The following is a 13,808-nucleotide window of genomic DNA, read 5'->3' on the forward strand; positions in this document are numbered from 1 at the left end:
GCGAAGAATATGAATTTGCCAATATGCTGACCTGCTGCCTGCTTATCACGGAATCGGCGATGACACGCGAGGAGAGCAGAGGGGCCCATTACCGCGAAGATTTTCCGCAGCGGGATGATGAGCATTGGCGGAAGCATTTGCTCCAGATTCGCGAACTGGGCATAGTGGAGGAGACAAGCGATGATGTTTAACGGATATAACGAACAGCTGGTGCAATCCATCAAGAACTGGCTGAAGGAAGACGTCGGTTCCGGCGATGTGACCACACTGACGACGATTGCGCCCGGACATCAGTCTAAAGGAATTATTCATGCAAAAGAAGAAGGCGTCGTCTGCGGCATTCCCGTCGCGGAGCTGGTGTTCGAGGTCGTCGATCCCGGCCTGTCCTTTACCTCATTCGTGAAGGAAGGCGAACGTGTAGCGAAGGGAACCGTGATTGCAGAAGTGGAAGGCAGCACCCACGCGATTTTGACCGGAGAGCGGCTTGCGCTGAATTTAATGCAGCGGCTTTCTGGGGTGGCGACGCGGACAGCCTCGTTCGTGCAGGCACTGGACGGACTACCGGCAAAGCTGGTGGATACACGCAAGACTACGCCCGGACATCGGATGCTGGAGAAGTATGCAGTGCGCGTCGGCGGAGGCGCCAATCACCGGTTCGGTTTATACGATGCCGTTATGATCAAGGATAATCATATTAAAGGCGCAGGGGGCATTCAGAAGGCCGTCAGCAGAGCCCGGGCTAACATTCCGCATACCATGACGATTGAAGTGGAAACGGAAAGCTTGGAACAGGTGGAGGAGGCGCTGGCCGCAGGCGCGGATATTATTATGCTCGATAACATGTCTCATGAATTAATGACAGAGGCTGTGCGCAAAATTAAGACGAAGGCGCCGCATGTGAAGACGGAGGCTTCGGGAAATGTATCACTGGAAACGGTGCGCGGCATCGCAGAAACGGGTGTCGATGTCATCTCTGTCGGACGGCTCACGTATTCTTTTTCCAGTTTGGATATTAGTCTCGATCTGAATGAGAAGAAGGAGGGCGCTTTGTCATGATGCTGGCCGTGGATATCGGCAATACGAATATTGTGCTTGGGGTTTACCGGCAGCGGGAACTCCTGCACCATTTCCGGCTGAGCACGGCGCGGCAAGCGACTGCAGATGAGTACGGGATTTTGATTCACAATTTATTTAATATGTCGGGTCTGTCCGTTAAAAATGTGGAAGGTGTCATCATTTCTTCCGTCGTACCTCCGCTTGTGCATGTAATCGTGGAAATGTGTGTCAAATATATCGGCAAAGAGCCGCTGGTAGTCGGGCCCGGAATCAAGACCGGGCTCAATCTGCGTTACGAGAACCCCCGGGAGGTCGGCGCGGACCGTATCGTGAACGCCGTGGCCGCCATTGAGCGCTATCAATGTCCGCTTGTCGTCGTCGATTTTGGAACCGCCACAACATTTGACTGTATCGACGGAAGCGCCAATTATCTTGGAGGCGCCATTGTGCCGGGCATCGGCATTTCCACCGAGGCGCTATATCAGCGGGCGTCCAAGCTGCCGAGAATCGAACTGGAGAAGCCCAAAAAAGTAATCGGCCGAAACACCGTGCATGCGATGCAGGCTGGAATTATTTTCGGCTATGCGGGACAGGTGGAAGGCATTGTAAGGCGCATTAAGGCCGAGATGAACGCTCCCAGACTGAAGGTCATCGCGACGGGAGGACTTGCGCCGCTAATTGCGGGCGAGACGGACTGCATTGATGAAATCGATTCGATGCTCACCCTGGAGGGGCTGCGCATTATTTATGACCGCAATCAATAACAGCGGGATTCAACTTATGACAGGAGGGCTGATCACCCATGCAAAATAAAAAAGACCGGCTGGTACGGGGAACGGCACTTAATGGCAGGGTACGGGCTTTTGCGGTTCGCACGACGGAACTTACTGCCGAGCTTCAGCGGAGGCATGATACGTATCCGACGGCTACGGCCGCGCTCGGACGAACGGTTACCGCTGCCGCCATGATGGGCGCCATGCTCAAAGGCAAGGAAATGATCAATATCCAGGTCAAAGGCGGCGGTCCGATCGGGCAGATTGTCGCGGAGGCTAACGCCGAGGGAGAGGTTCGCGGCTATGTCCAGAATCCTCATGTTCATCTGCCGAGCAACAGTCTGGGCAAGCTGGACGTGGCGGGGGCGGTCGGAACCGATGGCTTTATCCATGTCATCAAGGATCTCGGTCTCAAGGAGCCCTACCGCGGCAGTGTGCCGATTGTTTCGGGTGAGCTCGGCGACGATTTTACGTATTACTTTGCCGTCTCCGAGCAGACGAACTCTGCGGTAGGACTAGGTGTACTGGTCGATATGGATAACAGCGTCAAGGTGGCCGGCGGATTTATTATTCAGCTGCTGCCGGGCCTAAGCGATGAGGAGATTACGGAAATTGAGCATAACTTAAGCTCGACTCCTTCGGTTACGGCGCTGCTGGATCAGGGTATGGAGCCGGAGGAAATGCTGCGCCGCATTTTGCCCGATACGGAAGTGCTGGACGAAATGGAAATTAGATTTCAGTGTCATTGCTCCCGCGAGAAAGTGGAGCAGACTCTGCTCAGCCTCGGCGCATATGAATTGGAGCAGATGATCGAGGAAGACGGTCAGGCCGAAGTGGTATGCCATTTCTGCAATGAAGCCTATTCTTTTAACAAGGCGGAGCTGCAGGAAATTCTCAATCAAGCGAAATAGGATCGTGTGGGAATGACAAGACAGGAACGCGCTTTGCGCAAATCCGTTCTCGTTCTGGCCGGATTGGTTCTGCTTCTTTCCGTTCTTCTCATATGGGAATGGCGTAAGGGAAAAGGGACGGAAGGGAACAACGAAGATGGAAAAAGAATAGCGAAGGTGGCCGGCCAATATATCTCGCTACGGCAGTGGAGAGATGAGCTCCAAAAGAGATATGGCGATGAAGTGCTGCTAGCCATGCTTAACCGGATCGCGGTGGAGACGGAAGCCAAGAAGCTCGGCATCTCCGTCTCGGAGCAGGAGGTCGACCGGGAATTGCGGACGGCGGCTTCCGGTTACGGCTCGGAGGAAGAATATTACTTGCAGATGGAAACAGAGCTTGGCATGACCAAGGAGGAAGTCCGGGAAGAAACCAGGTATAGGCTTATGCTCCAAGCGGTGGCAACGGCCGGAATTGTAATCGGGGAAAAGGAGATCGATGAGTATTTGCAGCAGGACCCAAGTCTTCTTCACCCGGTTAAAGAGATTGAGCTGTCAATTATTAAGGTGAATTCCGAAAGGGAAGCGGAAAAAGTGCTGAACCGTTTGGAAGACGGTGAGGATTTTGCGGAATTGGCAAAGCAGCTTTCGATTGATGAGGACAGCAGGGTTCGAGGAGGCCGGGTCGGTACAGTGGAGGAGGACAATCCTTATTGGCCGCAGGATTTGCTGAAGGCAGCGGCGGAGCTGGACCCTGGCGCTGCTGCCGGTCCGTTTCAGGTAGATGGCGGTTATGCCGTGATTCGGACGGACAAAGTAACCGTCCCGAAGATGCCGAGCGAACGGGAAATAAGAGAGCAGGTCCGCATGGAGCTTGCATTGGAGCAGGCTCCCCCGCTGCAGAAGGTTGAGAGCGATCTCCGCGCCAAATATGATGCCGCAATAGATATTGACAAGGGACTTCAAGATTGATAAGATGAGATTAATGTAAAACCTACTGATTTAGTCGGAATAGCACGGCAGCTTGCATCTGGGCTGTGCAGCGCGCAGCTTGGCATGCGGCGTTTCCTGAACTTTCGGGCAGATCCGGTATGACCATGTTAATTTTAAGGCGGCCGCTGATGACCCAAGGGGCAAATGCTGAAGACTGATGTCACAAGTTACGCTATCTTTCATCTCGTTCATTATTCTAAGGAGGTTTTTGCCCATGTCTAAAGTGGTCAACAATGTAACCGAACTAATTGGAGGCACCCCGCTTGTGCGCCTGAACCGGATCGTGCCGGAAGGTGCTGCGGAAATTTATGTGAAGCTGGAATACCAGAACCCGGGCTCCAGCGTTAAGGACCGGATTGCGGTCAGCATTGTGGAAGAAGCCGAGAAGCAAGGCCGTCTGAAACCGGGAGATACAATCCTTGAGGCAACCAGCGGCAATACGGGTATCGGACTGGCAATGGTAGCGGCGGCTAAAGGATACAAAGCCATTATCGTTATGCCTGAGACGATGAGCTTGGAGCGCCGCAACCTGCTTCGCGCTTATGGCGCGGAATTGGTTCTGACACCGGGGTCGGAAGGAATGAACGGCGCGGTCAAGAAAGCCGAAGCCATTCTGGCTGAGAACCCGAACTACTTTGTTGCCGAGCAGTTCAAGAATCCGGCCAACGTGAAGATTCACCGCGAAACGACGGGACCGGAAATCGTCGAAGCGATCGATTCGATCGGCGGATCGCTGGACGCTTTCATTGCGGGTATTGGCACAGGCGGAACGATTACAGGCGCCGGCGAAGTGCTGAAAGACAAATATCCGGACATCAAGATTTATGCGGTAGAGCCTGCGGCTTCGCCAATTCTTGCGGGAGGCAAACCGGGACCTCACAAAATTCAAGGCATCGGAGCCAACTTTATCCCTGATATTCTGAATCAAAATGTTTACGATGAAATTATTCATGTTGAAAATGATGAAGCGTTTGATACAGCGCGCCGTGTAGCGAAGGAAGAAGGTATTCTGTCCGGCATTTCTTCTGGAGCCGCAATTTTTGCAGCGATCAAAGTAGCCAAAGAACTGGGCGCCGGCAAACGCGTGGTTGCAATCGTTCCGAGTAACGGCGAACGTTACCTCAGCACACCGCTGTACAACTACGAAGCTTAAACTTATTTCTATAGAAATAATATTATAATTGTACGGACAAGAGCCTTTGACTTCCGCCTTTAAGCGGTTGCCCAAGGCTCTTTGAATTTGGCCAGCGTCCTTTCCAGGCAAAAATAAGCGCTTCTTGTCGGATAGACTTTTCAAAATTGCCGAAAATAAAGTATACTGACAGGCAAATAGCTATTGAGGCGTTTAGGAGGATGAACTTGGAGATCGTCACGGGTTGGAAGGAATGGGAGCAGTGGGCCGGCGAAGGCTGGAATATCCTGCCTCTGATCATACGGTCGCAGCTTGACCCGGGCGGATTGCCGCACTCTTGGAAAAAGGCATGGGAAGTGGCATCGCCTTATTCTGTGGTGCTGGAGAGCGGAAAGGGCGGGCGTTATACGTACGTTGGACTTCGTCCTTCATCCGTGCTGACAGGCAAGGAGAGACATGCCGAGGTACTGCGGATTTCCGCCGGAAGTGCATCAAATGCGGACAGTGCGGCCGAAGATGGGACCGAGGGGCTGGAAGGCGCGCCGCTTGAGGTGCTGCGTGAATGGATGGCGCCCTTTAGAGCGCCCCGGCCTGAGGATTCCGGGCTTCCGCCGTTTACAGGGGGCTGCGTCGGCTTCCTGTCGTATGATGTGGTCCGCTCACTTGAACGGCTGCCTTCTTCCTCGGAGGATCATCCGGGATTCCCTGATTATCTCTGGATGCGGCTGGATGAGGTGTGGATCTACGACCACGACCTGCAGCAGTTGTACTGCGCGCTGCATCCTGCGATCCCACCCAACGTCTCAGCCGCTGTTTCTGCCGCAGAACTTAAAGCGCTCTATGAAGAGGCGTTGGAAAAAGCAAAGGAGATGCTGGAAAAGTGGCGTCAGATTTGCGAAGCAGCGGAAGCAGCTGAGGAAGCTGAGTCGGACATTCCCCGTATTCCGGATATCCCCTCTGCGGCCGAATCCGGTGAATGGCCGGGAATGACCTCGGCCTTCACCAAGGAGAAGTTCCAGCAGGCGGTGCTGAATATCCAGGAATACATCCGCCAAGGCGATGTATTCCAGGTGAACCTGTCGCTGCGGCAGGAAGCGCCGCTTAATTCCTCGCCGGAAGAGGTGTACGAGTGGCTGCGCAGGCTCAACCCGTCCCCGTACATGGGGCTGCTGCGCTCGCCCGGCTTCGCGCTGTCCAGCACTTCGCCGGAGCTGCTGGTCAAGCTGCACGGGGACAAAGTGAGCGCACGGCCAATCGCCGGCACCCGGCGCCGGGGCCTGACTCCCGCGGAGGACGCCGCCATGGAGGCGGAGCTTCGCGGGAGCGCCAAAGAGACGGCCGAGCATATTATGCTCGTCGATCTGGAGCGCAACGACATCGGGCGCGTCTCCGCTTATGGTACGGTCAATGTACCGGAGCTCATGACCGTGGAACGCTACTCGCATGTCATGCACCTTGTTTCCCAGGTCAACGGGCGGATAGCGGAGGGCAAGGATGCCTACGATGTGATTGCGGCCCTATTTCCAGGCGGGACTATTACCGGTGCGCCGAAGGTAAGGACGATGGAGATCATCGAGGAATTGGAGCCTATCTGGCGCGGTCCGTATACCGGTTCGATGGGCTGGATTGACTACGGCGGCAATATGGAATTAAATATTATTATACGAACGTTGGTTGTAAAGGACGGAACCGGCTATATTCAGACGGGCGCGGGCATCGTGATCGACTCCGATCCATACCGCGAATACCGGGAATGCCATAATAAAGCCAAGGCCATCGTAAAAGCGGTTCTTTGCAGTGAAGCGATTCGGGAATCGCAGCCTGGCGGCGGCACGGAGGGAGCAAAAAAAACATGATTTTGGTTATCGACAACTACGACTCTTTTACGTATAATCTCGTGCAGTATTTAGGGGAGCTCGGTGAAGAGGTCAAGGTTTATCGCAACGATGAAATCAGCATCGAAGAGATTGAAAAATTGGCGCCGGATCATATCCTGATCTCTCCGGGGCCGTGTACGCCGAATGAGGCGGGCATCAGTCTCGAACTGATCGACCATTTTAAAGGCGTGATCCCGATCTTCGGCGTTTGTCTTGGCCATCAGGCGATCGGACAGGCATTTGGCGGCAATGTCATCCGTGCGGAGCGGCTGATGCATGGTAAAACCTCGCCGATTCATCATAAAGGCGATTCTGTCTTTGAAGGGCTGGAATCACCATTTACGGCGACCCGGTATCATTCCCTGCTCGTAGAGCGCGAGAGTCTGCCTGACTGTCTGGAAATCACCGCTGAAACGGCGGAAGGTGAAATTATGGGACTCCGTCACAAGGAATATCCGATTGAGGGTGTGCAGTTCCATCCGGAGTCGATTATTACCGATCATGGGCATACGATGCTCCGCAATTTCCTGAAACGAAAAGCCGGGAAGACGGTATGAATTTTATAGGATTGAATGGCGGCGTCGTAGACGCCGAAGATGCCGTGGTTTCCGTCAGGGATCACGGCTTTTTGTATGGCATCGGCTTATTCGAGACGTTCCGGACGTACGGGGGCAGGCCGTTTTTGCTCAAGCGGCATCTGGAGAGGATGGCGGAAGGCTGCCGTCAGCTCGGCATTCCTTATAAGCCCAACCCTGCTGACCTAACGGAATGGATCGCGGAGCTGATGAAGCGGAATGGGCTGCAAGAAGCCTACATCCGTTACACCGTAACCGCCGGCGAGGATGCTCTCGGCCTTCCGGCGGGAGACTATACCCGTCCCAATCAGGTGCTGTTCACCAAAGCGCTGCCGCAGCGCCCTGTCGAATTAGATATAAATGGCAGAGGGCTTCAACTGCTGAAGCTGCGCCGGAATACGCCGGAAGGCCCGGTACGCTTCAAGTCGCTACATTATATGAACAATATTTTGGCCAAAAGAGAACTGTCACTCTACCCGTCCGCTGCCCGTAGTGCGGAAGGACTGATGTTAACCGAGCGTGGAGAAGTGGCGGAAGGCATTGTCAGCAATGTGTTTTTTGTGAAAGAGGGACGATTGTTCACACCGGATGAGTCGACGGGCATACTCCCGGGAATTACCCGGGAAATGGTCATGGAGCTTGCCGGGACCGAAGGTCTTGAGGTGGAGACCGGACTGTACACTTGGGAAACGCTGAGGGAAGCGGAAGAAGTTTTTTTGACCAACTCCATTCAGGAAATTGTGCCAGTGACGATTCTATGGGAAGAGAATGAACATAGGGTAGTCGGAAGCGGAACGGCAGGTCCCGTCACCTCCATGCTTCTACAGAAATACAGACAGAGAGCGGGAGTAGAGTAATGAAGCCTATACTGTATACGCGAAAATATACTTGTGGTCCGACAGAGCTTGCTTTGGGGACGCGGACTTTGGTCATGGGCATCCTGAATGTTACACCGGATTCCTTTTCGGATGGCGGATTATGGGACAAACCCGAAGCTGCGGTCAGGCATGCCTTGCAGATGGTGGAGGAAGGCGCCGACATTATCGATATCGGAGGCGAGTCGACGCGTCCCGGTCACGAACCGGTGAGCGCTGACGAGGAGCTGTCGCGCATCCTTCCTGTTATTGAGGCGATTCACCGCGCCGCTCCGCAAATTCCGCTATCGGTCGACACCTATAAGGCGGAGGTGGCGAAGCAGGCGATTGCCGCTGGAGCGCATATCATCAACGACATTTGGGGCTGCAAGGCCGATCCTCTCATGGGGAAGGTCGCCGCAGAAGCGGGTTGTCCGATTATTTTGATGCATAACCGCAAGGACCGGGATTATACCAATTTGCAGGCCGATATGATCGCCGATCTCCGCGAGAGCATCGATTTAGCTTTACAGGCGGGAGTCCGGGCGGAACATATCATCCTTGATCCCGGCATTGGTTTTGCCAAGGACTATCATGAGAATTTGCGGGTAATGATGTCGCTGGACTCTTTGACAGAGCTCGGCTATCCGGTGCTGCTCGCCACATCGCGCAAACGATTCATCCGCACGGCGCTTGACCTGCCGGTTGACGATGTCGTCGAAGGGACGGCGGCAACCGTAGCTTTTGGCATCGCTCAGGGCTGTCAAATTGTGCGCGTACACGATGTGCGGCTGATCAAACGGACGGTTACGATGTGCGACGCCATGCTCTACTCCTACGTTAAATAATGAAAGGTGGCATCGCCCATGGACAAAATGAAACTTCACCGCATGGAATACTACGGCTATCATGGCGTTTTTGAAGAGGAGCGCAGGCTGGGCCAGCGTTACTACATTGATTTGGAGTTCGAGCTGGACTTAAGCGGAGCAGGGCGAAGCGACGATCTGCAGCAGACCGTAAACTACGCCGAAGCGCATGCTTTGGTTAAAAATATTGTCGAACAGGAGTCCTATAAGCTGATTGAAGCTTTGGGTGAACGTATTGCATCTGCGGTACTTCACACTTATACTATTATCAATGCGGTAACGGTGAAGGTGACCAAGCCGCATCCGCCGTTCGACGTTCATTTCCAGGGAGTGACCGTGGAACTGCATAGAGCGAGAAAGTGAGAACCGATCGATGAATAATCATTCCACCTCTGAGCAGTCAGAGGCTTATATTGCTTTAGGGGCCAATTTGGGGGATCGCGAAAAAAGTCTAAATGAGGCCCTCACTCTGCTCAATGCTCATGCCGATATTCAAGTCTTGCGCTGTTCCGGCGTATATGAGACCGAGCCTGTCGGTTATGCGGACCAACCCAATTTTTTGAATATGGCGGCGGCTGTACGCACATCGCTGATGCCCGAAGCGCTGCTGAAAGTGATGCTGGAGATTGAGGATCGGCTGGGGCGGGTGAGGACTATACGTAACGGCCCCCGGACGGTAGATTTGGATTTGCTGTGGATGGATGGCAAGGTGCTTCACACTCCGCATTTGATTCTGCCGCATCCCCGTATGCAGGAACGCGCATTCGTGCTTTTTCCGCTCCGCGATATTGTGCCGAAGGACGAACCGTCCGGCCTGTTGGAGTTGATGACGAAAGCGCTAGGCAAGTTAGACGGAAGGGAAGGAATCAAGTTGTGGACAACAAGCGTATGGGGAGAAGAATTCGGGCATACCGAAAGCTAAAGGGCTACACACAGCAGGAACTTGCGGACCGTGCAGGCATTTCACTTGCTGTGCTCGGGGCGGTAGAACGGGGAAACCGATGCTTGGAAGATCAAATTTTAGATAAAATTGCGATGGTTTTGGAGGTCGGGGTCAAGGAATTGACCGACTCATCCTCAATATAAAAGGAAGTGAATAGTATGCTTAAAATTGGCAACATCGAAATGAAAAATCAGGTTGTGCTTGCTCCAATGGCTGGCGTATGCAATCCAGCCTTTCGCCTGATAGCCAAGGAGTTCGGAACGGGCCTCGTCTGCGCCGAAATGGTAAGCGACAAGGCGATTGTGCACGGCAATAAGCGCACGCGCGAAATGCTGTTTGTCGATGATCGGGAGAAACCGCTCAGCCTGCAAATTTTTGGCGGCGACCGCGAATCGCTGGTGGAAGCCGCGAAGGTAGTCGATAAAGAAACGAACGCCGATATCATTGATATCAACATGGGCTGCCCGGTGCCGAAGGTTACAAAATGCGACGCTGGAGCGCGCTGGCTGCTTGAACCTGACAAAATCTACGAAATGGTCTCCGCAGTTGTCGACGCCGTCGACAAGCCGGTTACCGTCAAAATGCGGATCGGCTGGGACAGCGAGCATATTTACGTCGTGGATAACGCGCGCGCGGTGGAACGGGCCGGAGGCCAGGCGATCAGCGTGCACGGGCGGACGCGTGAACAGCTCTACACCGGACATGCGGATTGGAGCTACATCCGTCAGGCTAAGGAAGCCGTGTCCATTCCGGTCATCGGTAACGGTGACGTGCAGACGCCGCAGGATGCCCGGGCCATGCTCGATCAGACCGGCTGCGACGGCGTGATGATTGGGCGAGGCGCGCTTGGCAATCCGTGGATGCTGTACCGCACCGTCCAGTACCTTAGCACCGGAGAGCTGCTGCCCGATCCATCCCCGAAAGAAAAGATCGAGGTCGCCATTTTGCATATGGACCGGCTGGTCGATTTGAAAGGCGAAGCGGTGGCTGTGCGCGAAATGCGCAAGCATCTGGCCTGGTATTTGAAAGGTCTGAAAGGCGCCGCTCGCGTAAAAGATGTCATTATGGAAGAAACGAAACGTGACGAAATGGTAAGGATTTTAAATGATTTTGTCGACCGTGTCTCAGTAGAAGAAACAGGTGATACGGCGGGCGCTGAAGCCTCTGTTTCCGCGGTATAACGCCTGCTGTAGTGCTCGATTTGAAACCACCTGGCAATACGAAGGCTGTCATTGACATTTTGTAATGGTTCCCATATAATTTCACAGTATAAATTCGCCGTTCCGAATTTTGAAGCAATGCAGCGAAGGGTTCTTATCCCTTTGGATTCGCATATAGTGATGGTGTTTTCAATAAATGTATACGACAGGAGAATCGGTTAAGATGAGCGACAAAGAAGTCATTCTCACTCCGGATGGTTTGAAGCGTCTGGAAGAAGAACTGGAGAACCTCAAATCCGTCAAACGCCGCGAAGTGGCCGAGCGGATCAAAGTGGCTATCGGATATGGAGATATAAGCGAGAACTCAGAGTACGAAGATGCCAAGAATGAACAGGCTTTTATTGAAGGCCGCATCATTACCCTGGAGAAAATGCTCCGCAACGCCCGCATCATTAACAGCGATGAAATTGACACCGAGAGTGTCAGCGTCGGGGTAACCGTTACTGTTGAAGATATGGAGTTCGGTGATATCATGGAGTACACGATCGTCGGCACGGCCGAATCGGATCCGCTCAATAATAAGATTTCCAACGAAAGCCCGGTGGGCAAAGCCATTATCGGAAAGAAAAAAGGTACTGTCGTAGACGTTACCGTGCCCGCAGGCGTTATTCAATATAAAATCATTGATATAAAAATGAAATAAGATTGGACCTAAGCAGTTAAGGTCGCATCACACTGCGCAGTCGGCCAGGATTAACCATGCCGGATCATGCAGGCGGGGAACCGTTTGAAAAAAGCTTCCTTAGGGAAGCTTTTTTCAGGATATAAGAAAGTGTAAGCTGCGGGCTTAACTTTTTGAAGGAACGAACGCCGCAACCGGTTATACTGGGTATGACCCGCAATGTAATTATCGTTATATGTTCAAAGGAACGGTACCTGTCAGAGCGATAGGGAGACAGCCGTTTCTTCTTACGTCTAAAGAGGTTCAAATCTGTTTTGAAGGGATGACACGCAATGAGTGAAGAAATCAGCAATCAAGAGGCCACGGAAAGCGAGCTTAGCGAACTGCTGCAGATCCGTCGTGCCAAATTGGACGAGCTGCGCGGGCTCGGGGTCGACCCGTTCGGCAAAAAGTACCAGCGTACGCATAACGCCGGAAATATTTTGGCCAAATATGATGGAATGACCAAGGAAGAGCTGGACGAGCAGGCTGTTAAAGTGAACATCGCAGGTCGAATCATGGCCAAACGGACGATGGGTAAAGCGAGCTTTGCCCACATTCAGGATCTTAGCGGAAAAATTCAAATTTACGTCCGCCAGGACAGCGTGCCGGAAGTCCAATATGCGGCGTTCAGCGTGCTTGATCTCGGGGATATCATTGGCGTGACCGGCACCGTCTTCAAGACGAAGACCGGAGAGACTACCATTAAGGTAAGCGAGCTTGAAGTGCTGTCCAAATCGCTGCTCCCGCTTCCTGATAAATATAATGGCCTTAAGGATGTCGAGCTGCGCTACCGCCAGCGTTATGTCGATTTGATCATCAACCCTGAAGTTCAGCAGACCTTTATCACCCGCTCGCGGATTATCCAGTCGATGCGTCGTTATCTTGATTCGCTCGGTTATTTGGAAGTCGAGACGCCGACTCTTCACGCCATTGCAGGCGGTGCTGCGGCCCGTCCGTTCATTACCTTCCACAACACGCTGGAGATGGAACTGTACATGCGTATCGCGATCGAACTGCATTTGAAGCGGCTCATCGTCGGCGGTCTGGAAAAAGTATATGAAATCGGCCGAGTCTACCGCAACGAGGGGATTTCCACCCGCCACAACCCTGAGTTCACCATGATTGAACTTTATGAGGCTTATGCCGATTACACGGATATCATGCGTCTGACCGAGAGCTTGATCGCCCATATTGCCCAGGAAGTGCTCGGTACGCAAAAAATCAACTATCAAGGCCATGAAGTCGACTTGACTCCGGAGTGGCGCCGCGTATCGATGGTCGATGCTGTCAAAGAGGTGACTGGTGTCGATTTCGGGGTGCATATGACTGACGAAGAAGCCCATCGCCTGGCTAAGGAACACCGTGTGCCGGTAGAGAAGCATATGACTTTTGGTCATATTCTTAATGCTTTCTTTGAACAGTTTGTCGAAGAGACGCTGATTCAGCCTACATTTGTAACGGGCCATCCTGTCGAAATTTCGCCGCTCGCCAAAAAGAACGATCATGATCCCCGGTTTACCGACCGGTTCGAGCTGTTCATCGTGGCCCGCGAGCATGCCAATGCGTTCAGTGAGCTGAACGACCCAATTGACCAGCGCCAACGGTTTGAAGCTCAGCTTCAAGAGAAAGAGCAGGGGAATGATGAAGCGCATGAAATGGATGAGGACTTCATCCGGGCGCTTGAATATGGCATGCCGCCAACCGGTGGCCTTGGAATTGGGGTCGATCGTCTGGTCATGCTGCTGACCGATTCGGCATCCATCCGTGATGTGCTGCTGTTTCCGCATATGCGTAACCGTGCAGGGGAATAAGGCAGCGCGTTTCCTCATATTTTAGAAGCTTTATAACCCGGGAGGGCAGTGAAAGCCTGCTTTCTCGGGTTTTGTTTTTAGATATTTTAAAAATACTATTGCAATATATAAATATATATGGTATATTCTAATTCCGGCCAAGAAATACGAGTTCTGG

15 protein-coding genes and 1 pseudogene are annotated in these 13,808 nt (G+C 53.0%); all 16 read left to right on the plus strand.

Translation table 11 applies throughout. The features are described from left to right. Nucleotides 1-191: pseudogene (locus L691_RS28210) on the plus strand (L-aspartate oxidase); the annotation flags it as partial. Then, the gene (gene nadC, locus L691_RS0107460) at nucleotides 181-1,056 is read left to right on the plus strand and encodes a carboxylating nicotinate-nucleotide diphosphorylase (protein WP_025689735.1); all 876 of its coding nucleotides are present in this window, start codon (nucleotides 181-183) and stop codon (nucleotides 1,054-1,056) included. The pseudogene L691_RS28210 and the gene nadC, both read left to right, overlap by 11 nt. Then, nucleotides 1,053-1,820: a type III pantothenate kinase gene (locus tag L691_RS0107465; protein WP_025689736.1), complete on the plus strand. Its 768-nt coding sequence runs from the start codon at nucleotides 1,053-1,055 to the stop codon at nucleotides 1,818-1,820. The genes nadC and L691_RS0107465 overlap by 4 nt, the downstream gene beginning before the upstream one ends. Before the next feature lie 38 nt (nucleotides 1,821-1,858). Continuing rightward, the gene (gene hslO / locus L691_RS0107470) at nucleotides 1,859-2,740 is read left to right on the plus strand and encodes an Hsp33 family molecular chaperone HslO (RefSeq protein ID WP_025689738.1); all 882 of its coding nucleotides are present in this window, start codon (nucleotides 1,859-1,861) and stop codon (nucleotides 2,738-2,740) included. Between the two features lie 12 nt (nucleotides 2,741-2,752). Continuing rightward, the gene (locus L691_RS0107475) at nucleotides 2,753-3,688 is read left to right on the plus strand and encodes a peptidylprolyl isomerase (protein ID WP_025689739.1); all 936 of its coding nucleotides are present in this window, start codon (nucleotides 2,753-2,755) and stop codon (nucleotides 3,686-3,688) included. 235 nt (nucleotides 3,689-3,923) lie between these two features. Continuing rightward, complete coding sequence (gene cysK, locus L691_RS0107480) at nucleotides 3,924-4,862, plus strand: cysteine synthase A (RefSeq protein ID WP_025689741.1); 939 nt, start codon at nucleotides 3,924-3,926, stop codon at nucleotides 4,860-4,862. Nucleotides 4,863-5,068: 206 nt separating this feature from the next. Beyond that, nucleotides 5,069-6,697: an anthranilate synthase component I family protein gene (locus tag L691_RS0107485; protein ID WP_025689743.1), complete on the plus strand. Its 1,629-nt coding sequence runs from the start codon at nucleotides 5,069-5,071 to the stop codon at nucleotides 6,695-6,697. Next, nucleotides 6,694-7,275 carry an aminodeoxychorismate/anthranilate synthase component II gene (gene pabA / locus L691_RS0107490; RefSeq protein WP_025689744.1) on the plus strand — a complete coding sequence of 194 codons (582 nt, stop codon included), beginning with the start codon at nucleotides 6,694-6,696 and terminating at the stop codon, nucleotides 7,273-7,275. The genes L691_RS0107485 and pabA overlap by 4 nt, the downstream gene beginning before the upstream one ends. Then, nucleotides 7,272-8,150: an aminotransferase class IV gene (locus L691_RS0107495; protein WP_025689745.1), complete on the plus strand. Its 879-nt coding sequence runs from the start codon at nucleotides 7,272-7,274 to the stop codon at nucleotides 8,148-8,150. The genes pabA and L691_RS0107495 overlap by 4 nt, the downstream gene beginning before the upstream one ends. Further along, nucleotides 8,150-8,995: a dihydropteroate synthase gene (gene folP, locus L691_RS0107500; RefSeq protein ID WP_025689747.1), complete on the plus strand. Its 846-nt coding sequence runs from the start codon at nucleotides 8,150-8,152 to the stop codon at nucleotides 8,993-8,995. Before L691_RS0107495 ends, folP begins: the two co-directional genes overlap by 1 nt. An 18-nt stretch (nucleotides 8,996-9,013) precedes the next feature. Further along, nucleotides 9,014-9,376, plus strand: a complete 363-nt coding sequence (gene folB / locus L691_RS0107505; RefSeq protein ID WP_025689748.1) for a dihydroneopterin aldolase — start codon at nucleotides 9,014-9,016, stop codon at nucleotides 9,374-9,376. Nucleotides 9,377-9,386: 10 nt separating this feature from the next. Beyond that, a complete protein-coding gene (folK, locus tag L691_RS0107510; RefSeq protein ID WP_025689749.1) occupies nucleotides 9,387-9,935 on the plus strand; it encodes a 2-amino-4-hydroxy-6-hydroxymethyldihydropteridine diphosphokinase in 549 nt (182 codons plus the stop codon). Further along, on the plus strand, nucleotides 9,902-10,099 hold the full coding sequence (locus L691_RS31170) for a helix-turn-helix domain-containing protein (protein ID WP_332249064.1): 198 nt from the start codon (nucleotides 9,902-9,904) through the stop codon (nucleotides 10,097-10,099). The genes folK and L691_RS31170 overlap by 34 nt, the downstream gene beginning before the upstream one ends. 15 nt (nucleotides 10,100-10,114) lie before the next feature. After that, a complete protein-coding gene (dusB, locus tag L691_RS0107520; protein WP_025689752.1) occupies nucleotides 10,115-11,137 on the plus strand; it encodes a tRNA dihydrouridine synthase DusB in 1,023 nt (340 codons plus the stop codon). 202 nt (nucleotides 11,138-11,339) lie between these two features. Continuing rightward, the gene (gene greA, locus L691_RS0107525) at nucleotides 11,340-11,819 is read left to right on the plus strand and encodes a transcription elongation factor GreA (RefSeq protein ID WP_025689755.1); all 480 of its coding nucleotides are present in this window, start codon (nucleotides 11,340-11,342) and stop codon (nucleotides 11,817-11,819) included. Nucleotides 11,820-12,130: 311 nt separating this feature from the next. After that, nucleotides 12,131-13,651, plus strand: coding sequence for a lysine--tRNA ligase (lysS, locus tag L691_RS0107530; protein ID WP_025689757.1), 1,521 nt, complete (start codon nucleotides 12,131-12,133; stop codon nucleotides 13,649-13,651). Nucleotides 13,652-13,808: the final 157 nt, after the last annotated feature.

This window comes from Paenibacillus zanthoxyli JH29 (assembly GCF_000520715.1).
Classification (GTDB): Bacteria; Bacillota; Bacilli; order Paenibacillales; family Paenibacillaceae; genus Paenibacillus_AQ; species Paenibacillus_AQ zanthoxyli.

Excerpts from the sequence above, each read along its gene's own strand:
- pabA (WP_025689744.1), top strand. The coding sequence starts at position 6,694 with ATGATTTTGGTTATCGACAACTACGACTCTTTTACGTATAATCTCGTG.
- hslO (WP_025689738.1), top strand. The coding sequence starts at position 1,859 with ATGCAAAATAAAAAAGACCGGCTGGTACGGGGAACGGCACTTAATGGC.
- folK (WP_025689749.1), top strand. The coding sequence starts at position 9,387 with ATGAATAATCATTCCACCTCTGAGCAGTCAGAGGCTTATATTGCTTTA.
- folP (WP_025689747.1), top strand. The coding sequence starts at position 8,150 with ATGAAGCCTATACTGTATACGCGAAAATATACTTGTGGTCCGACAGAG.
- nadC (WP_025689735.1), top strand. The coding sequence starts at position 181 with ATGATGTTTAACGGATATAACGAACAGCTGGTGCAATCCATCAAGAAC.
- L691_RS0107475 (WP_025689739.1), top strand. The coding sequence starts at position 2,753 with ATGACAAGACAGGAACGCGCTTTGCGCAAATCCGTTCTCGTTCTGGCC.
- cysK (WP_025689741.1), top strand. The coding sequence starts at position 3,924 with ATGTCTAAAGTGGTCAACAATGTAACCGAACTAATTGGAGGCACCCCG.
- L691_RS0107465 (WP_025689736.1), top strand. The coding sequence starts at position 1,053 with ATGATGCTGGCCGTGGATATCGGCAATACGAATATTGTGCTTGGGGTT.
- dusB (WP_025689752.1), top strand. The coding sequence starts at position 10,115 with ATGCTTAAAATTGGCAACATCGAAATGAAAAATCAGGTTGTGCTTGCT.
- L691_RS31170 (WP_332249064.1), top strand. The coding sequence starts at position 9,902 with ATGGGGAGAAGAATTCGGGCATACCGAAAGCTAAAGGGCTACACACAG.
- greA (WP_025689755.1), top strand. The coding sequence starts at position 11,340 with ATGAGCGACAAAGAAGTCATTCTCACTCCGGATGGTTTGAAGCGTCTG.
- lysS (WP_025689757.1), top strand. The coding sequence starts at position 12,131 with ATGAGTGAAGAAATCAGCAATCAAGAGGCCACGGAAAGCGAGCTTAGC.
- L691_RS0107495 (WP_025689745.1), top strand. The coding sequence starts at position 7,272 with ATGAATTTTATAGGATTGAATGGCGGCGTCGTAGACGCCGAAGATGCC.
- folB (WP_025689748.1), top strand. The coding sequence starts at position 9,014 with ATGGACAAAATGAAACTTCACCGCATGGAATACTACGGCTATCATGGC.